The organism is Plantactinospora siamensis, assembly GCF_042434095.1.
Lineage (GTDB): Bacteria > Actinomycetota > Actinomycetes > Mycobacteriales > Micromonosporaceae > KBS50.
The window spans coordinates 356,655-375,482 of sequence record NZ_JBHLUE010000034.1 but is presented as its reverse complement, the minus strand read 5'-3'; the positions used below and the strand labels follow the sequence as shown (position 1 = coordinate 375,482).

Annotated in this window: 15 protein-coding genes, 1 tRNA gene and 2 pseudogenes; 6 read left to right on the top strand and 12 right to left on the bottom strand. The window is 69.7% G+C overall.

The genetic code is table 11. The annotated features are described in order from the left end of the window. Positions 1–195: 195 nt before the first annotated feature. Positions 196–816, bottom strand: coding sequence for an IclR family transcriptional regulator (locus ACFFHU_RS30805; protein WP_377344081.1), 621 nt, complete (start codon positions 814–816; stop codon positions 196–198). Between the two features lie 452 nt (positions 817–1,268). On the opposite strand from ACFFHU_RS30805, the gene cysS reads away from it, so the two are divergent. Then, positions 1,269–2,684: a cysteine--tRNA ligase gene (gene cysS / locus ACFFHU_RS30800; protein WP_377344025.1), complete on the top strand. Its 1,416-nt coding sequence runs from the start codon at positions 1,269–1,271 to the stop codon at positions 2,682–2,684. Further along, positions 2,684–3,820 carry a 23S rRNA (guanosine(2251)-2'-O)-methyltransferase RlmB gene (gene rlmB, locus ACFFHU_RS30795; RefSeq protein ID WP_377344023.1) on the top strand — a complete coding sequence of 379 codons (1,137 nt, stop codon included), beginning with the start codon at positions 2,684–2,686 and terminating at the stop codon, positions 3,818–3,820. The genes cysS and rlmB overlap by 1 nt, the downstream gene beginning before the upstream one ends. Positions 3,821–3,946: 126 nt before the next feature. On the opposite strand, the gene ACFFHU_RS30790 is transcribed toward rlmB, so the two are convergent. After that, positions 3,947–5,038 (bottom strand): ABC transporter ATP-binding protein, encoded by a 1,092-nt coding sequence (locus tag ACFFHU_RS30790; protein ID WP_377344021.1) that lies wholly within the window; start codon positions 5,036–5,038, stop codon positions 3,947–3,949. A gap of 389 nt (positions 5,039–5,427) precedes the next feature. On the opposite strand from ACFFHU_RS30790, the gene ACFFHU_RS30785 reads away from it, so the two are divergent. Then, positions 5,428–5,504: transfer RNA gene (locus tag ACFFHU_RS30785), tRNA-Thr, on the top strand. Between the two features lie 73 nt (positions 5,505–5,577). Here ACFFHU_RS30785 and ACFFHU_RS30780 read toward each other — a convergent pair. From ACFFHU_RS30780 to ACFFHU_RS30770, 3 genes and pseudogenes are all read right to left on the bottom strand, one after another. Continuing rightward, positions 5,578–6,144, bottom strand: coding sequence for a tyrosine-type recombinase/integrase (locus tag ACFFHU_RS30780; protein WP_377344019.1), 567 nt, complete (start codon positions 6,142–6,144; stop codon positions 5,578–5,580). Beyond that, positions 6,092–6,271 (bottom strand): annotated as a pseudogene (locus ACFFHU_RS30775) (helix-turn-helix domain-containing protein); the annotation flags it as partial. The gene ACFFHU_RS30780 and the pseudogene ACFFHU_RS30775, both read right to left, overlap by 53 nt. A 547-nt stretch (positions 6,272–6,818) precedes the next feature. Next, positions 6,819–8,570 (bottom strand): annotated as a pseudogene (locus ACFFHU_RS30770) (IS481 family transposase); the annotation flags it as partial. 700 nt (positions 8,571–9,270) lie between these two features. Between ACFFHU_RS30770 and ACFFHU_RS30765 the strand changes: the two are divergent. After that, positions 9,271–9,744, top strand: coding sequence for a VRR-NUC domain-containing protein (locus ACFFHU_RS30765; RefSeq protein WP_377344018.1), 474 nt, complete (start codon positions 9,271–9,273; stop codon positions 9,742–9,744). 54 nt (positions 9,745–9,798) lie between these two features. After that, complete coding sequence (locus ACFFHU_RS30760) at positions 9,799–11,145, top strand: HsdM family class I SAM-dependent methyltransferase (RefSeq protein ID WP_377344017.1); 1,347 nt, start codon at positions 9,799–9,801, stop codon at positions 11,143–11,145. Positions 11,146–13,534: 2,389 nt separating this feature from the next. Here ACFFHU_RS30760 and ACFFHU_RS30755 read toward each other — a convergent pair. The 6 genes from ACFFHU_RS30755 to ACFFHU_RS30730 all read right to left on the bottom strand — a co-directional run bounded on the left by ACFFHU_RS30755 (position 13,535) and on the right by ACFFHU_RS30730 (position 16,551). Continuing rightward, positions 13,535–13,717 (bottom strand): hypothetical protein, encoded by a 183-nt coding sequence (locus ACFFHU_RS30755; RefSeq protein ID WP_377344016.1) that lies wholly within the window; start codon positions 13,715–13,717, stop codon positions 13,535–13,537. A 78-nt stretch (positions 13,718–13,795) separates the two neighbouring features. Continuing rightward, entirely contained in the window at positions 13,796–14,401 is a 606-nt protein-coding gene (locus ACFFHU_RS30750; RefSeq protein WP_377344015.1) for a hypothetical protein, read from the bottom strand. 186 nt (positions 14,402–14,587) lie between these two features. Further along, positions 14,588–15,064 carry an SRPBCC family protein gene (locus ACFFHU_RS30745; RefSeq protein WP_377344013.1) on the bottom strand — a complete coding sequence of 159 codons (477 nt, stop codon included), beginning with the start codon at positions 15,062–15,064 and terminating at the stop codon, positions 14,588–14,590. Then, the gene (locus tag ACFFHU_RS30740; protein WP_377344012.1) at positions 15,061–15,381 is read right to left on the bottom strand and encodes an ArsR/SmtB family transcription factor; all 321 of its coding nucleotides are present in this window, start codon (positions 15,379–15,381) and stop codon (positions 15,061–15,063) included. The genes ACFFHU_RS30745 and ACFFHU_RS30740 overlap by 4 nt, the downstream gene beginning before the upstream one ends. Positions 15,382–15,413: 32 nt before the next feature. Next, positions 15,414–15,893 carry a hypothetical protein gene (locus ACFFHU_RS30735; protein ID WP_377344010.1) on the bottom strand — a complete coding sequence of 160 codons (480 nt, stop codon included), beginning with the start codon at positions 15,891–15,893 and terminating at the stop codon, positions 15,414–15,416. Between the two features lie 151 nt (positions 15,894–16,044). Then, complete coding sequence (locus tag ACFFHU_RS30730; protein WP_377344009.1) at positions 16,045–16,551, bottom strand: hypothetical protein; 507 nt, start codon at positions 16,549–16,551, stop codon at positions 16,045–16,047. 306 nt (positions 16,552–16,857) lie between these two features. Between ACFFHU_RS30730 and ACFFHU_RS30725 the strand changes: the two genes are divergently transcribed. After that, positions 16,858–17,094 (top strand): hypothetical protein, encoded by a 237-nt coding sequence (locus ACFFHU_RS30725; RefSeq protein ID WP_377344008.1) that lies wholly within the window; start codon positions 16,858–16,860, stop codon positions 17,092–17,094. 183 nt (positions 17,095–17,277) lie between these two features. Here ACFFHU_RS30725 and ACFFHU_RS30720 read toward each other — a convergent pair whose 3' ends face one another. Continuing rightward, entirely contained in the window at positions 17,278–18,819 is a 1,542-nt protein-coding gene (locus ACFFHU_RS30720; protein WP_377344007.1) for a hydroxysqualene dehydroxylase, read from the bottom strand. Positions 18,820–18,828: the final 9 nt, after the last annotated feature.

Sequence of the window (18,828 nt, the reverse complement as noted above, 5' to 3'; positions counted from 1 at the left end):
GTCGGGACGGCGGGACGGCCGCACGTCGGGACGTCGGGACGGCCGGACGTCGGGGCGCCAGGTCGTGGGGACGGCCGGACGCCGGGATGCGGCTCAGCCAGGCGGGGCGGGTCCGGAGCGGCTCGGCTCAGCCAGGCGGGGCGGGTCCGGAGTGGCTCGGCTCAGCCAGGCGGGGCGGGTCTGGAGTGGCTCGGCTCAGCCGAGGGCGCGCGCCACGGCCTCGGCCGCCGCCAGCACTTGGCCGCCGACCGCGGCGGCTTCCAGCGGGGCCAGCGCCACCACGCCCACGCTGGCCTCCAGCCCCGGCACGCCGAGCACCGGCGCGGCCACCCCGTACGCGCCGGGTTGCAGCTCACCGCTCGTGGCCACCGGCCGGTCCTGGCCGCGGCGCCCGGCCAGGATGGCCTGCCCGGCCGCCCCGCGGTCCAGCGGGTGCCGGGACCCGGTCCGGTACGCCACGTGGAAGGCCGTCCAGCTCGGCTCGACCACGGCGAGCGCCACGCCCTCGCCGCCCTCCACCACGGTGAGATGGGCGGTCGCGCCGGTCTGCTCGGCCAGCCGGCGTAGCGCCGGCAGCGCCCCCTCGGCCAGCAGCGGCTGCGCCCGCCGGGCCAGGTGCAGCACCCCCACGCCCAGCCGAAGCCGCCCGTTGGGGTCCCGGCGCACCATCCCGTGCTCGCTGAGCGACCCGACCAGCCGGTAGACCACCGTGCGGCCGACCCCGAGCCGCAGCGCCGCCTCGGTGACGGTCAGCCCGCCGGGCGCCTCGGCCACCAGATGCAGCAGCCGCAGCCCGCGGTCCAGGGTCTGCGCCAACTCGACCGGCCGGCCCGCCCGCGTCGCCGGGTCCGCGGTCCGCGCCGGGTCCGCGGTCCGCGCCGGGTCCGCGGTCCGCGCCGGGTCCGCGGTCCGCGCCGGGTCCGCGGTCCGCGCCGGGTCCGCGGTCCGCGCCGGGTCCGCGGTCCGCGCCGGGTCCGCGGCCCGCGCCGGGTCCGCGGTCCGCGCCGGGTCCGCGGTCCGCGCCGGGTCCGCGGCCCGCGCCGGGTCCGCGGCCCGCGCCGGGTCCGCGGTCCGCGCCGGGTCCGCGGCCCGCGCCGGGTCCGCGGCCCGCGCCGGGTCCGCGGTCCGCGCCGGATCCGCGGTCCGCGCCGGGTCCGCCGCCCGTACCGGCCGTCCCGGCTGGCCCGCCGTGTCCATTCCCGAAGCGTACGGCCCGGGTGGGTCGGCTCGGTCACCTCGGGTGCGGGGCGGCCGGCTACCCTTGTCGGGTGACGCTACGCCTGTATGACACCGCCACCCGATCGGTGCGGGACTTCGTGCCCCGCGAGGCCGGCAAGGTGGGGGTCTACCTGTGTGGTCTCACCCTTCAGGCGCCCGCCCACATCGGCCACCTTCGCTCCGGGGTCAACTACGACGTGCTCCGGCGCTGGCTACTGCACTCTGGCTACGAGGTCCGGTTCATCCGCAACCTCACCGACATCGACGACAAGATCCTGGTCAAGTCGATCGAGCAGGGTCGACCGTTCTGGGCGATCGCGTACGCCAACGAGCTGCTGCTGGCCGCCGACTACCGGGCGCTGAACGTGCTGCCGCCCACGTACGAGCCGCGGGCCACCGGGCACATCCCAGAGATGCACGAGCTGATCGCCGAGCTGATCGAGTCCGGGCACGCCTACCCGGCCGGGGACGGATCGGGCGACGTCTACTTCGACGTCACCTCCGATCCGGACTACGGCTCGCTCTCCGGCCAGCAGCCGGACGCCATGCTTCCCGCCGACGACGCGCCGGACCGGGCCAAGCGCGACCCCCGGGACTTCGCGCTGTGGAAGGGCGTCAAGCCGGACGAGCCGGCCGACGCGTACTGGCCGTCGCCCTGGGGCCGGGGCCGGCCCGGCTGGCACATCGAGTGCTCGGCCATGTGCCGGCGCTACCTGGGCGACGAGTTCGACATCCACGGCGGCGGCCTCGACCTGATCTTCCCGCACCACGAGAACGAGATCGCCCAGTCGCGCTCGGCCGGGCTGCCGTTCGCGCGGTTCTGGGTGCACCACGGGCTGCTCAGCCTGTCCGGGGTCAAGATGGGCAAGTCGGTCGGCAACGCGCTGGACCTGGCGTACGTGGCGAGCCTCGGGGTGCGCCCGGTCGAGCTGCGCTACTACATCGTGGCCGCGCACTACCGCTCCCGGATCGACTACACCGAGGAGGCGCTGCGCGAGTCGGCGGTCGCCTTCCGGCGGATCGAGGGCTTCGTTCAGCGCGCCGCCGAACGGGTCGGCGCCGGCGCGCCCGGCGCACTGCCGGCGGGGTTCGCGGCCGCCATGGACGATGACCTGAACACCTCGGCCGCGCTGGCCGTGCTGCACGACGTGCTCCGGGAGGGCAACTCGGGCCTCGCGGCCGGCGACGACGCCGCCGTACGTGATGCGCTGGCCGCCACCCGGGCGATGCTGGACGTGCTGGGCCTCGACCCGCTGGACCCGGCCTGGACCGGCGGCGAGCCCACCGACGACCTGCGGTCCGTGGTCGACTCGCTGGTGGCGCTGGCGCTGGAGCAGCGGGCCCAGGCGCGGGCCCGGAAGGACTGGCCGGCCGCGGACGCGGTACGGGACCAACTCAAGCGGGCCGGCGTGGTGGTCGAAGACACCCCGCAGGGACCGCGCTGGACGATCGGAGATCAGGACTGATGGCCGGCAACTCGCAACGTCGGGGCCGGCGTGTCGCCCCCAAGCAGGGGGCCCGGAAGGGCTCCGGCGGCAAGAACCGCGACTCGCTCGCGGGTCGGGGCCGCACCCTGCCCGCCGACGAACGGCCGTGGCACAAGGGCTACTCGGGCACCGAGAAGCTGCCCGAGCGCACCGCCTGGAAGCAGGACAAGGAGCGCCGGGCGGCCGCCGCGGAGGGACGTACCCCCAAGATCGGAAAGCCGGGCAGCAAGGACACCACCTGGGGCAGGGGCGGTGGCCGCGGGCTGGCCGGCGGCCACACGGCCGCGCGGGGCGCGGCCGGCGGCGGACGCGGGGCGCCCACCCGGTCCGGGCCGCGGGTGGCGCCGGGCCGGAAGTCCAACCCGGCCAAGGACGGCCCCGAGTTGCTCGTCGGGCGCAACCCCGTGCTGGAGGCGCTGCGCGCCCAGGTGCCGGCCACCGCGCTCTACGTGGCCCAGGGCATCGACGTCGATGACCGGATCAACGAGACGGTACGCACGGCGGCCGACCGCGGCCTGGCGATCATGGAGGTCAGCCGCGGCGAGCTGGACCGGATGACCGGCGGCGTGCTGCACCAGGGCATCGGGCTGCAGGTGCCGCCGTTCGCGTACCAGCCGTTCGACGACCTGCTGGCGGCCACCCTGGAGCAGCCGGCCCCGCTGCTGGTGGCGCTGGACGGGGTGACCGACCCGCGCAACCTGGGTGCGGTGCTCCGGTCGGCCGCGGCGTTCGGCGCGCAGGGCGTGTTCGTGCCGGAGCGTCGGGCCGCCGGCATCACCGCCACCGCTTGGCGGACCAGCGCCGGGGCGGCGGCCCGGGTGCCGGTGAGCCAGGTGACCAACCTGACCCGGGCGCTCAAGGCGTGCCAGCAGGCCGGCTTCATGGTGGTCGGGCTGGACGCCGACGGCGAGACCAACCTGTACGACCTGGAGGCGGCCGTCGGTCCGCTGGTCGTGGTGGTCGGCTCGGAGGGTCGGGGGCTGTCCCGGCTGGTCGGCGAGACCTGCGACCTGCTGGTGGGCATCCCGATGGTCTCCGAGATGGAGTCGCTGAACGCCAGCGTGGCCGCGGCCGTCACGCTGGCCGAGGTGGCCCGCCGCCGCGCCGAGATGTAAGGAAGGGCCCCTTCTTATCGTTTTCGGTATAGCAGGGGACCCTTCTTAACGGTCCGGCTCGACGTACCCGAAAGGGGGCGGCCCGCGTAGCGCGGACCGCCCCCTTTTCGGCGTTGCTGGCTGGCGTCAGATCCGGGCGCCGCTCACCGCGTGGAAGGCGTGGTTCTGGCCGGTACGCGGCTTGACGTACACGGTGTCGCCCATGTTCGGCATGTTGCGCCGGTCGGTCCGCACCACGAACCGCTCGGAGCTGCCGGCGATGTCGGCGTTGCCGTACACGTTGGCGTCCGAGCCGAGGTCCTCGACCAGCTCGACCACCATGGGCATGCCGCCCTCGCCCTGGCCGACCAGGTCCACGTCCTCCGGCCGGAAGCCGACGGTGACCTTGTCGGTGCCACCCTCGGCCTTGGCCGCCGCCACCTGCTCGCGGGTCAGCGGCACGGTCATGTCACCGAACGCGGCGCCGGCGTCGGAGAGCGAGACGGTCTTGATGTTCATGGCCGGGGAGCCGATGAAGCCGGCCACGAAGACGTTGGCCGGGGTGTCGTACAGCGCCCGCGGGGTGTCCACCTGCTGCAGGACGCCGTCCAGCAGCACCGCGACCCGGTGGCCCATGGTCATGGCCTCGACCTGGTCGTGAGTCACGTAGACGGTGGTGATGCCCAGCTTGGCCTGCAGGCTGGCGATCTGGGTACGGGTCTGCACCCGCAGCTTGGCGTCGAGGTTCGACAGCGGCTCGTCCATGAGGAAGACCTGCGGCTCGCGGACGATGGCGCGGCCCATGGCCACCCGCTGGCGCTGGCCGCCGGAGAGCGCCTTCGGCTTGCGGCCGAGGAAGTCCTCCAGCTGGAGCAGCGCGGCCGCCTCCTTGACCCGCCGGTCGATGTCGGCCTTCGAGGTCTTGCGCAGCTTCAGCGCGAAGGCCATGTTCTCGTAGACCGTCATGTGCGGGTAGAGCGCGTAGTTCTGGAAGACCATCGCGATGTCGCGGGCCTTCGGGGGAAGGTGGGTGACGTCCCGGCTGTCGATGTAGATCGAGCCTTCGTCGACGTCCTCCAGGCCGGCCAGCATGCGCAGGCTGGTCGACTTGCCACAGCCCGACGGGCCGACGAGGACGAGGAACTCGCCGTCGCCGATCTCCAGGTCGAGGTGGTCGACCGCGGGGCGCTCGGTGCCCGGATAGATCCGGGTGGCCTTCTGGTACGAGACGGTAGCCATGGTGCGGCGCTTCCTTTCACCGGCAGGAACGTGCCGGACGATCCGAGTGAAGGAGCGACCGGGACGTATGCCCCGGCCAGGCCGGCGCGCGAGGCCCCGGCCGACGGTCGGCCCCCTTTGGCCAGGTTTCCCTGGTCGAGGGTGTCGTCCGTGTCACTGCACCGTAAACGGTTTCCGGTTCGCTGCCAAGGCGTGACCGCGGCGGTGGGACGGGGGTCTCCGGGCATACCGGTCAGCAACGGAGTGCCGGGCATCAATCGGTCGGGGGTGGCTCCGCTGCGTGGACCGGCCCGTCACCGGGGGAGAAGGGCCTGGTCGGCCAGTGGACGATCAGCCCCTCGGATGCCCGTCCGGGCCGTGATCAGTCGCTATGCTGACCTCGAAACAGCGCCCCTGTAGCTCAGTTGGCCAGAGCACTCGCCTTGTAAGCGAGATGTCGCCGGTTCGATCCCGGCCGGGGGCTCCAAGCACCACAACGGGTTCCAGCGCGGCGGCCGTCGCCAGGTGGTCGGTTGACAGCAACGCTGACAGCAACGGGCTCACGACAGCCGCCCGTCGAGCTTGCCGAGGGCCTGCCGCATGGCGTCAAGATTCGCATGGGCGTAGACCTTCAACGTGATCTTCACGTCCGCGTGCCGGGCGACGGCCTGGACGACGTGCGGAGGAACGCCGAGCTCCATCAGCAGGGAGACGACCGTGTGCCGCAGGTCGTGCAGACGGACCCCGGGCAACCCGGCGGCCTCGCGGAGCCGGGCGAAGGAGCGGCTGAGGTTGGTCGGCTCCATCGGGGTGCCGCGCTCCGAGGGGAAGAGCAGGTCGTGATCCTCCCAGACCTCCGCGAGCGCGGCCCGTTCCGCCCGCTGGCGTTCCTGGTGGTCGAGCAGCGTGATCCAGGTGACGTCGGGCAAAGGCAGGACCGCCTCAGAGTCCTCGATCTTGGCGTCCAGGAGGTGCAGCTGCCCGGCAACCCGCTGGACAATCTGTTGGACGCGGGGCGTGCCAGCGTCGAGATCAACATCTGACCAGCGGAGGCCGACAAGCTCCCCGCGGCCAGGGATCCGAACGCGGCCGGTGGGATCGGTCGGCCAGCCCGTCCAAGCCCTCATCGCGATACCAGCGCATCCAGCGGTGCACCGCCTGCCGGGACACCCTGAACCGATCCGCGACCTCGGTTACCGGAACCCCGGCCTGAACTTCGAGCACGGCCCGATACCGCTGCTCCGTCATAGTCAACTCCACCAACACTCGACGGAGTGTCACGCATCAAGTGAAGCCACGGCGTAACGCATTAAGCGCAGTACGACAGGCCGGCCGCCGGCATGTCGGGTCTCAGCACGTGCGTGACAGATCAGTCTCAGGACGTGAGTGACACGTCCGGCTAGACGATCTTGTAGTTACTTGTGGGCTCTTGCCGATGGTCGGTCAGGTAGTCGGCTTGTCGTGTTCGGCTTCGAACTCTGCTTTGCGTCGTACTAGGTATGCCGGCCAGTCGGCTCGTGCGGCGTTGACGTCGTGGATGGAGAGCTTGATGACGCCGCAGTGTTCGAGGTCGCAAGTTCGTGGTGCGGTGGCGTCGATCAGGGAGATGCCCATGAGTACTTCGCCGTCGTTGTGGGTGCATAGGACGGGGTGGAAGGAGCAGTCCTCGTAGATGTCTCCTGGGTTGATCTCCCCGGGTTGGTCGACCGTCACGGTTGTCATTGTGCCGGTCCGGGCTGGGCAGGGTGATCCGGTGACTGGCGGCTTCTCGGGGTTCGGGTTTGCGGACCTTGAAACGGGCGATCGGCTTGAGGGTGGTGTGGGGGACTTCGGTGAGGAGTTGGTCGCCGTCGTGGACGCGGAAGGTGGCGTCGGCGGCTTCGACGGTGAGGGTGGTTCCGGCGTGGGCGATGCCGACGTGGATGCGTTGACCGGCGATGACCAGGGATCCTCGGCAGCTGACGCGGCGTTCGACCCGCACGGGTTCGGGCGCCGGTGCTGGTGGTGGTCCGGCGGGACGGGCGTCGCGGATGCCGGCGATCTCGGCGGCGGTGAGTGGGTTGGGCAGGCTGCGCAGCAGGACGCCGTCGGCGGTGATCTGCATGAGGCCGCGGTCGAGGCGGACGGTGACGCGCCTGCCGGCGAAGTGGTAGCCGACGGGGTGTTGCCGACCGGCAAGGCTGATCAGGCCAGTGGCGTTGACGAGCCGCTCGACCTCGATCGGGGCGCCGACCTGAACGGTGCCGGTGGTGATCGGTGGCGGCCCGGCCGGTTGGCCGTCGTCGGCGAGGAGTTGGCGCAGGTGCGCAGCGGTGAGTCGGGACGGGACGGTCTTGAGCCGGACGCCGTCGATGAGCAGGTGAACGACGGTGGTGTCGGCCCACAGGGTGACCGGAAGTCCGGCGCGGTTGGGGCTGAGCCAGAACTGCTGTCCGCAGACGGTGAGGTTGCCCGATGCCGGAACGAGGCGGGTGACCTCCACGGCCAGGCCGACGTCCTCGCTGGCGGCCACCGGCACTGTTGGGGCGACGACATGCCCGGCGGGTGCTGGAGGCGCCGGTGCCGGTGTTGCCGGCAGTGGCCGGCGGGGCGAGGGGATGGTGGTGGCCAGCGCTGGCGGCAGCTGCAGCGGCAGCTGTTCCTCAGCTGGCTGGGCGGTGAAACGGTCGGCAGGGAACGCCATCCCGAGGGACTGGTGGGGTCGTTCGGTGTTGTATTCGTGCCGGAAGGCGTCGATCGCTGCCTGGGCTTCCTCTGGGGTGGCCCAGACCTCGACGTCGTCGAGGAGTTCGCGTTGCAGGGTCTGGTGGAACCGCTCGACCTTGCCGGTGTTGGTGGGTGAGCGGGGCTTGGTCAGCCGGTGGGTGATGCCGTTCTCCCGGCAGATCCGGTCGAACATCACCTCACCGCCACCGCGACCGAACCGGGCAGTGAACTGCTTGCCATTGTCCGTGAGCACCTCCTCGGGAATCCCGAACCTGTGCAGGGCCTCGACGAAGGCGAGACAGATCGCCCGACCGGTGGCCCGCCGGACCACGGCGGCGATGACGCAGAAGCGGGAGTGGTCGTCCACGCCGGTGACGACCTTCGCCTCACCGCCATCGGCCAGCTGGATGCCGCCGACGATGTCCATCTGCCACAGCTCCATCGGCCGGCCACGTTCCCAGCGCCGGTAGTCCTCACGCCGACGCCGACGAGGTGTCGGATCGATCAGGCCGTGCCGGATCAGCACCCGATGCACGGTGATCCGAGACGGGATCGGCCCGGGGCAGTCACGACGGCCAAGCTCATAGAGCAGGCGACGGGCACCCCATCGTGGGTGGTTCCGGCGCAGCTCACAGATGAGCGCCTCCACCTCAGGAGCAGTCTGGCCAGGTGAGGAGCGCGGCCGGCTGGACCGGTCCGCCAGCCCTTCCAAGCCCTCGTCCTGATACCAGGCCAGCCAGCGATGCACCGCCTGGCGGGAGACCCCGAATCGTTCGGCGACGTCCGTGACCGTGGATCCGGCAAGCACCTCCTGGACGGCTCGATACCGCTGTTCCATCACGCTCATCTCCACCAACACTCAGCGGAGTGTCACCCAGGTCCTGATACCGATGTGTCACGCAGGTCCCGAGACCGGACAAGCCGGCCGCCGGCAGCGTGTTCAAAGTTTCTGTACGTCTTCAAGGCGGCCCTGAGCGGGCCGCACGCGCCGCCGCTAGGGCGCGCGTCCGTCGCTCCGCTGGCGCTCCGACTCCGGCCACGCAACACGCCCGGCGGCTGGCGCGGAGAGCGGGAAGCCCAAGGGGCCGCCGCAGAACGACAGAGCGGTTGACCGGGTGATGGTGGGCCAGCAGCCGGCCGGGCCGCGCGGCCACGAGCCCGCGCGGCGTAGGGGAGCGCACGCCGGCCGCGTCGGCGAGCTGGCGGCGGTGCGGGGTTGCGGTTACTGCGCCTCCGGCGGGGGCGCTCAGGCTCCGAGATGGTTGCAACCCCGTCGGCGCGTTGCGGTCCGTGGGTGGTTGCGGGAGCCATCCCGCCAGCCGACGACCCAGGCAAGCCGAGCGGACCACCGCCCGACCCGCCAGCGTCCAACCGTGCGTCAAGGCCGTCTTGACGTGGCGGGCCGGGCGGCGGCCCGCTCCCCGGTGGGCGGGTCGACGGCAGACGGGATGGCAGAGACCGCCTCTTCGTGGTCGCCCGCGTCCACCCGAGAGGTCTTCGAAGTGGTAAAAAGGACACTCCCTCCCGCGTCAGCCGATAGGAACCCCATGCCGAACGAAGCCGTGACCGAAGACATTGTCCGAGAGCGGCTAGCGGAGTTGGGGTACTTCGACCCAGCAGCAGAGATTGTTGTTGAGCGTCAGCAGTCGGCTATCGCGGCGGTAAAAAGACTGCTTAGGCAAGCTTCGAAGACTGGCGGTAGCGGCGTCGGGTACCCGGATTTTATTATCACGTCACCGAAGAACCCGGACTATGTGATCGTCGTAGAATGCAAGGCTTCCAGGGCGCGCCATCAAAGTAGCACCGGCGATAGGATCGCTGAATTCGCCGTGGACGGTGCTCTCCACTACGCAAGCTTTCTGTCCAAGGAGTACAACACAATCGCCCTAGGTGTTTCTGGCGAATCCCTGGACGAATTGTTGGTTAGCACCTTCGTTCATGTGCGAGGCGCGATGGCGTCAACCGAACTAAAGTCGCCGACAGGTGCTGAGCTTGACCATCTAATTCCCTTTAGCGACTAGACCAATGCGGCAGAGTATTCACCCGAGGTCGAAAAGTTGCGCGAAAATGACCTCATGGCATTCAGCCGCGAGCTGCACGACTTCCTTTGGAAGCATGCGAAGCTGACCGAGGAACAGAAGCCGCTCTTGGTCTCGGGAACCCTCATCGTCCTCCAGGACCAATCCTTCGCTAAGGGTTATGGCGACCTGACCTCGCCGGCGAAGCTCCAGAAGCGCTGGGGTGAGGTACTGCGAGAGCAGATCGACGAGGCAGACATCCCGCACTCGAAGAAGATGGATATCGCTCAGCCCTACTCTGGTATTACCGTTCACCCGGCATTGCGGGTAGCAACAACCGAGTTCCCCAAAGGCGTTCTTCATGAAGTAATCAGGCGCATCAAGGAAAAAGTCTGGCCGTTTATTGCGGTTTATAGTGCCCATGATGTAGTGGGCCGCTTCTACGGAGAGTTCCTAAAGTACACCGGCGGCGATAAGAAGGCGCTAGGAATCGTTCTGACGCCGCGCCATATCACCGAGCTCTTCGCGCTCCTCGCCAACGTCCACCCGACCGATCGGGTCATTGACCCTTGCGCAGGTACTGGCGGCTTCCTGATCAGCGCCATGGATCGAATGATTCGCCAGACAACGACCGAAGAGCAGCGTCTGACGGTCAAAAAGAAGAACCTTATCGGCATCGAGCATCAGCCGCACATGTACGCACTGGCGGCCTCTAATATGATCCTGCGTGGCGACGGTAAAGCGAATCTTTACCAAGGCTCGTGCTTCGATGCGCCGTTCAAGCAAGACATCGTCGCCCGCAAGCCGACGGTCGGAATGATTAACCCTCCTTACGCGCAGGGCTCTGGCTCTTTGCACGAGCTGGCATTCGTCGACAATATGTTGGATATGCTCGTTGAAGGCGGCACGGGAATTGCAATCGTCCCCGTGTCGGTGGCAACGGCCCCGAGTACCTTCAAAGATGTCCTTCTGCGGAAGCACACGCTCGAAGCTGTCATGTCCATGCCCCATGAATTGTTCTACCCAGTAGGAGTGGTCACGTGCATTATGGTGTTCACTGCGAAAAAGCCCCATGCTAGGTCAGGTAAGAAGACCTGGTTCGGCTACTGGCGCGACGATGGTTTTATCAAGACCAAGCACATGGGTCGCGTGGACCTATATGGTCAATGGCAGGCGATCCGCGATGGATGGGTGGACGCCTTCATCAATCGTGAAGTCTCTCCCGGGCGTTCTGTCAGTGCCAAGGTCGCAGCCGACGATGAATGGGTTGCCGAGGCATACATGGAAACGGACTACAAGGCGCTAACGTTGGACGACTTTGAAAATGCGGTGCGCAACTACGCGCTCTTTCAGATAGTCAAGACGCAGCCGGTGGAGGAAGGGGCTTCAAGTGAGGACGCTTGATAGCCTTTTCGAAGTAACGTACGGGAACAAATTCGACTACAACAAGATGGCTCCCCGGGCCGACGGAATTGCTTTCGTCGGTAGGCGTGGGTCGAACCAGGGAGTGTCTGGCTACGTTGCTCCCGTCAGAAACGTGAGGCCCTATCCGGCGGGGCTGCTCACTGTCGCGCTCGGTGGCTCGTACGTCTTAGCCACCTTTGTTCAGCAGGCGCCCTTCTACACTGCTCAGAACGTGGCTGTACTTACGCCGCACGATCCTGATATGTCGCTCCACGATCGTCTGTACTACGCGATGTGCATTGAGGCAAACAGGTATCGCTATACCGCATTCGGCCGTGAAGCCAACAGGACGCTCAGAACCCTTATGCTGCCGGATCGAATTCCGGCCGGCGTGGACATGGCTCGGCCAGTGCGCGAGATGATACGAGCCATTCCAAATATCTCCACACCAAGTGGTGACAGTTCCCCCGGTGGCGGCAGGGTTGGCGAGCTGTTTGATATCCGGTACGGCCATAGCTTGGAATTGAACCGGCTAACGAAGGTATCGGCCCCCAATGGCATAAACTTCGTGAGTCGGACGGACAGGAACAACGGGGTTTCGGCAAGGGTTGAGCTCAGTCCCGGTCTTGTGCCTGGTAAGGCGGGTGAGCTTACTGTTGCTCTTGGCGGTACGCCGCTAGCTACCTTCCTTCAGCCCGAACCGTTTCTGTGTGGCCGTGATGTTGCGATTCTCACCCCGCGAGTTGCTACGTCCGACGCCGAATGCCTTTGGTGGGCTATGTGCATCAGGGCCAACCGGTATCGGTACTCATACGGTCGGCAGGCGAACCGCACCTTGGCAGAGTTGGTCCTACCGCCTCTGCCACCGCCAGCGGATCTCCAACGAGCTGTCACCTCGGTCGTAGGTACGCTCCGAGCGCGACTTGTGGGGTCGGTCGAGCAGTTGGGCTAGCCGGCAGCATGGTCAGCAGAAAGTCAGCACGCCCCGCCGCAAGGACCGACAACCGCTGACACAGGCTGGCAAGCGGCACGATGCCAACGCCACTCGCTGGCTTCGGTCCACACTCGTCAGGAGTGCGGTGCCGCCTTTGCAAGGCGGGTGTCCGGGGTTCGCGTGGCGAATCAACCCGTGTGGCCGATTGTGGTACTCCCACGCAGGCGCATGGACTTTCTGGCGACGGCAATCAATTGCTCTCGTGCGCTCTGCTGTCGGGTTCGGGTTGTTGCCCACTCTGCTTCGCCGGGAAGCGTCTCGCCAAAAGCGAGGTCTGCTACTTCGTGATCTCTCAGATGTAGCGATTCGGCCGCTCTTACAACATCCCCGCTCGCCAGAAGCGTAGTCGGGTCAAGCTTTCTACCTGGCGCGCATGCATGAGTCGAGCGCGTTCTCTTAGTTCGTCTAACTCCTCCTCATCGTGGTCTGCTACTCGTCTCGACTCCATGGCGTGACGTGATGTTCGCCCGCTTCCAAAACTGGCATCGAGGAAGGAAACGTAGGTCTCGATAAGGACATCGCGTACCCAGCGGCTCTGTTCGCGTCGTTCAGACATGACGAGATTCGCAGCAGCCAAGCCGGCGGCTAGAGTGGCTGCTCCGGCGCTGAGTAGGGAGGTCACGTCTACCACAGCTAGCCTCGCTTCTCGGAATCGACGGGATCGATCAAGTGCTTGTCTAGGGCCGCCCCAGTTAAGCTAGGGCTCGCACAACATTGCGGTCAATGAGCCCATCGAGGCGGCGCGACCCGCGGAGGCCCAAGGCTTGGTAGGACGACGCCCCAGCGAGCAGCAGTTGCCGACCGTGCGCGGATGCGATGCACAGAGCTTGTAAGCGGGCGTCAGGCAGCGAAGCAGCAAGAAGGCAGCGCGAGCGCTGATGAGTACCGCAACCGATCACCGACCGACGTCCACTACCTGCTCGTTGACGCCAGTCGCCACCGGCTGGCAGAGGTCGGCAGCTTGGGACCGCAACGCCCGACGGGGTGTACCTCGGCGCTCGTAGCCAGGCGACAGTGCGAAATGTGAAGGCGCGACGGAGGCCACGCTGGTACGGCGACTGCCCCGACTGCGGACATTACTGGCGCGAGCATGAGCCGCCGGAGCCCTGTGGCGAGCGCCAGTACGAGATCGACCATGAGGAGCCCGGTGCTCCCGTCGCTGCCTGCACGGCGGTTGCGCCGCCACCGCCTGCTGGTTGACGACAAACCGACGCTAGCGGTGGCTGCCGACAGCAACGGCGACAGCAACGGGCCCAACCACCGAAGGCCCGTAGCGGGCAGAGGCGGATCACGGACCCACGTCACGGACGCGCACGGAAGCGCCCGGACGGCCTGCACAGAGCTTGTAAGCGAGATGTCGCCGGTACGAGCCCGGCCGGGGGCTCCAGGCCGGCCTCAGCGGGTCTCGGCTCTTCGGGGCAGGGTGCGGCCGTACTGAATCGCGCAGATAGTGCCGCCCACCGGCAGAATCGCGGCACTCCAGCCGCTCAGCTCGACGAGCGCGCCGATCGAGACGGCGGTGGTGAACAGAATTACCAGGATGTAGAGGGCGACGCGCCACTCCAGCCGGGACAGCATGCGTCGATTGTCTCGGCCGGGGTACGCCGGAACAACTCCGGTTCCCTCCGGCGCCGCGAGCCTCGGATGCCGCCGGCGTCAGGCCGGGCGGCTACCGTCCCGGCGCAGGTGGGACCAGCGGTCGTCGGCGTCGATCCGCGGGTCGCCGCGGCCGTAGAACTCGGCCAGCTCCCGCTTGGTGAGCAGCAGCGCGGCCGTGGTCACCGCGGCGAGGATCAGGAACACGTTGATCGCGTGCAGGTAGATGTACCAGGACGGGAGCATGTCCGACCAGGCCCGGTCGATGGCCTCGCCCTGGGTGCCGAGGTTGTACGACGAGATCTCCGGCCCGTTGGTGAGCCCGCAGCCGAGCACCATCCAGGCCACCACCGGCAGCACCCAGAGCACCACCCGGATCCGCCGGGACGGCCGGCGTACGGCGAAGGCCAGCGGCAGGATGATCACGGCCGTGATGATGGCGATGGCCAGCGACCAGTGCAGCCCGGCGCGCAGCGCCGCGATGACCTGGAGGGCCTGGTTCTTGTCGTCCATCACCCGGATCAGGTTTTCGGACCCAGCGCTCACCCGGCGCAGCCCGGAGATGGCCGCCAGGGCATCCGCCACGGCCAACGCCACGGCCGCCGCAAACAGCGCCGAGGCGTACTGGATCGGGCGCGGCAGATCGAGGTCTTCTGGGGTGGACATGGTCGGCTCCCCCCGCACGTCCCGCCGAGATTAGCAGCGCCGACCGGCCCGCCGCGTCCCGCGTGCGGCCTGGCCGCGCCCCGGCGCTCCGGACCGCCCGCGCCCCGCGCGCGGCCCGGCGCCCCGGACCGCCCGCGTCCCGCGGCACGGCCGGTGGGGGCGTGCCGCGGGACCGGGGTACGGCCGCTAGAGCGCCGCGGCGAACTGGCGCAGGCCGGCCGGCCAGCCGCCGTCGGAACCGACGCCGCCACGTACGCCCTCCCAGCCGGGCCCGTGCACCTCGAACCCGTCGTGGACGAGCTCGACCAGCGTGCCGGTGTCGGTGGGGGTGAACGTGACGGTTACCCGGCTGCCCGCCGCGTCCTCGGCCGGGATCTGCCAGTTCGGTCCGATCAGCCAGCTGAAGGCGAAGGTGCGCGGCGGGTCCCAGGTGAGGACCCGGCCCCAGGTGCACACGTCGCCGGCGTCGTTCTCCTCCCAGAGTCGGCCGCCGGCGCGCGGCTCGACCCCGATCTCCTTCAACTCACCCTTCTGGACGTGGTGGGCACGAGTCCACCACCGGTCCATGCCGGCGGTGAACACCTCGAAGGCGTGCTCGGGGGCGGCGTCGACCCGGACGCTGGTCCGGACGGCCGTGTCGTCGGTGGTTGCCTTGGTCGTCATGGTTCCTCCTCGATCGGGTTCTGCACGGCTTCCGCGAAGTCGGCCATGGCCCGCTGCCAGAACTGCTCGAAGTAGCCGCGGACCGCCGCGAGTCCCGCCGGGTCGACGGCGTAGACGCGGCGGGTGCCGACGGCGGTCGACGAGACGAGCTGGGCCTCCTTGAGCACCTTGAGGTGCTGCGAGACGGCGGGCCGGCTGATCGGCAGGTCGGCCGCCAACTCGGCGACCGATCGTGGCCCGGCGGCGAGACGTTCGAAGATCGAACGCCGGGTCGGGTCGCCCAGCGCCTCGAGCATCCGTCCTTGGTAAGTGGCCACGAACGGTAAGTCTAGACTTTCCGATGCCGCCGTCAAGCCCGCTTCGACAGATCGCCCACGGCATCGGCGTAGAACGCGCTGCCCGCGAGGTGGTGGGCCACCTCCCGCAACGTCCACGCCGCGTCCTCGGCCCGGTCCAGGCGTTCGTCGTCGATCGCCCGCAGCCGTACGGACCAGATTTGCGCGAGCCGGGTCAGCCGGCTGCGCGCCTCGTCGAGATCCTCGGCGGTGAACGGGGCCAGGTCGGCCGGGGTCGTGCTGGCGGACGCGTGCCAGTGGTCCGGCAGTGGCGCCTCGCCGGCCAGCCTGGCCTCCACCTCGGCGAGGTGGTCCAGCAGGTGGTCGGCGAGCCGGCGGACCGCCTTGTGCGGCGTGTAGACGCGGTCCGCCACCCGCAGCGGCCGCCCGTCCCATTCTGGCCAGGTTTCGGCCAGGCGCAGGGCGTGCGCCACCAGCTCCTCGAGCACCCGGGCCGGGTGCCGGCCGTCCACGGTCGGTCGTTCGTCGGTCATCGGCTCCTCCTTCGACGCGGGAGGCGACCGTAGCCACCGGTCCCTTCGGCCACCGCCGAAACGAGGGCGAGGTGGGTCAGATCTGCCGAAGCCAGGCCACGAAGAACAGCGCGCCGGCGAGCCCGACCAGCAGCGTCAGCGGCAGGACCCATCATCGGGTGGGTCGACCGTCGAGCCAGCCGGTGAGTCGCCGGTGCAGCGCCGCGAGTCCGGCCGCGCCGGCCAGCGCGGCCAGCGCGATCGGGATCCCGACCAGGAAGTGGGCCAGCCAGGCGCCGCCGCGGCTGGGCCCGCCCCATGAGGTGTCGTACGGCCCGTGGTCGACGATGCCGTACAGCATGCCGCGGGCCACGAACAGCGCCAGGCAGCCGAGCGGGATGACGGCCACCGCCGCGAGCAGCAGGCTGAGCAGGCCGTACGCCGCCAGTCGCGGCCAGCCGGGCCGTACCGCCGGATCGGTGCGGCGGCCGGCCAGCCGGCGGGACCAGCCGGTCGCCGCGTCGCCCTGGCCGAGCGGGATGGCCACGGCCGCCGCGACCGCGACCGGCAGCAGGGCGGCGATGTAGCGGACGCCGTCGCCGGTCGCCTGGACGATCCGGTACGCCGGACCGGGTCGGCGTGCGGCGACGGTTGTGGGCTGCGGGTGGACGGTCGGCATGGCTGCTCCTCGGCTGCTGTCGGCGCGAACCTGCGCGCCGCCGGATGAGCGGCGCCGCGCGCCGCCGGGTTAGCGGTGCCGCGCGCCGCGGGTTGATCCGGACGGTACGGCCGGATGCGCCGCCTCCGGATCAACCCGCGGAGCCATCCGATGGTCATACCGGCGGGGTACGGCGGACACGAAGAGTAATCTGAAAGGCGCTCAACGTTAGTGTCCGACGGTTGTTTTTCGGTATGTGACAGGCATTCGTGAGTAGTCGCCGAACGGCTGATGCCGGACCGATGGCGGCTATTTGAAGATGTGTCGGTGGACCGCCCAATTGCCGCCGTGCTGCTCATCATCGGGGTCGTCATGGGCGTCGTCGCCGGCCGGTCCTGGGCTACCGCGCGACGCGCCTGGGGTGACTACACCGTCACCAAGGCCAGCGTGCCGAAGTTCCGCAAGACCGCCTGGGGCCTCATGCGCGCGGCCTTCACCAAGGGTGGCATCGTGGTGCTGATCTGCCTGGCCGCCATGGGCTACGCCGCGGTCGGCAACCACTAGCCAGGCACCCGCCGGGAGCGGCGACCGGCCCGCGCCGGGAAGCGGCGACCGGACCGCGCCGGGGAGCGGCGACCGGCCCGCGCCGGGAAGCGGCGACCGGCCCGCGCCGGGAAGCGGCGACCGGACCGCCGGGAAGCGGCCGCAGGACCGCGCCGGGAAGCGCCGCAGGGGACGCCGGCCCGCTCAGGGTCGGGAGCGGGCCATGGCGCGATCGGCGAGCAGGCCGCGCGGCCGGATCGACCGCACCGGCTCGGTGGCCACGCCGTACCCCCGGAGGATCTCGTTGGCCGCCAGGATGCCGGTGGCGGCCGAGCGCTCCATCAACGCGCTCGGGAAGGCCGTTTGGATCCCGTCGCCGGCCAGATACAGGCCCGCGGCGTCGGTGCGTACCGCCGGTCGGGCCGGATGGCCGCCGGGCCGGAAGGCCGGCGCCTGCGCCTCGACCCGGGCCCGCAGCTCGACCACCGGCAGCCCGGCCGCCTCCGGCCAGAGCGCGACCAGTTCGCGGCGCATCCGCTCGGCCAGCTCCTCGGCTGGCACGCCGGCCTCGCAGGCGTACGCGTGCAGCTCGATCACCGATCCGCCGGTGCGCCGCGCCCAGCGGCCGGCCTCGCTCTCCAGTCGGTGGTAGAGGGTCACCGAGTCCAGGGTGTCCTGCCGGGAGACGCCCGCGAAGATGGGCCGGTCCCGCCGCACGTCGCCGCCGAACCAGTAGCGGGCCACCGCGTACGGTGGTCCGGCCGGGAACGAACCGGGTGCGGCCAGTGCGGGCAGCGCCGCGGCGAGCGTCGGCGAGCCGTCGACCAGGCCGGTGAGCGCCGGCGGGTCCACGGCCAGCACCAGATGCGGCGCAGCGTACCCGGAATTGTCCGTCGAGACGTGCCAGCCGGCGCCGTCCCGCTCGACCGCGACCACCGGTTGGCCGGTGGCCAGCCGGGCGCCGCGGGCCTCGACGTACCGGGCCAGCGGCTGCCAGATGGCCGCGTCGTAGTCCCGGTACGGCGCGTCGAAGGCCAGGCCCTCGGGGTTGCCCAGCAGGTAGAAGTGGAAGTTGGCCACCATCTCGGCGGCCGAGTAGTCCCGTTCGAGGTTGAAGAACGAGTGCGAGAAGACCTCGAAGAGCATGGCCCGGGCCCGGTCGGGCAGCCGCAGCGAGTCCAGCAGGTCGGCGGCCGTCATCCCGTCCAGCTCGGCGAAGGTCCGCTGCGGGTCGTACGCCAGCAGCGGCAGCGCGGCCTGGCCGTCCATTGTGCGCAGGTCGCGCAGCCGCAGGCTGGGGCTGCGGGCCACCAGGGTGAGCAGGTTCAGCGGCGGGGCCGCCGGCAGCCGGCCGAACTCCTCGGTCGGCCAGTCCGAGGACAGCACCGGATAGCCGGGGACCGGCCGCAGGAAGTCCAGCTCCGGGTCGATCCGCCGGAGCACGGCCCGCCAGTTGTAGTACTGCCGGAAGAACGCGTGGAAGCCGTGCTCCACCATCTGCGGCGTGCCGTCGGCGAGCCGATCCGGCCAGGCGGCCAGCCGGCCGCCCAGCCACGGCCGGGACTCCAGCAGGGTCACCTCGACGCCGCGTTCGGCCAGCACCACGGCCGCCGACATCCCGGCGATCCCGCCACCGACCACAATGGCCGCCGCGCCCGCCGGCGCCCGGACCGCGCCGGGATCGCCCGGGTCGGCCAGCTCCGGCCGTACGCCGAGCAGCCGGCCCACCGGTCGGGACAGATCCATGCCGGGTCC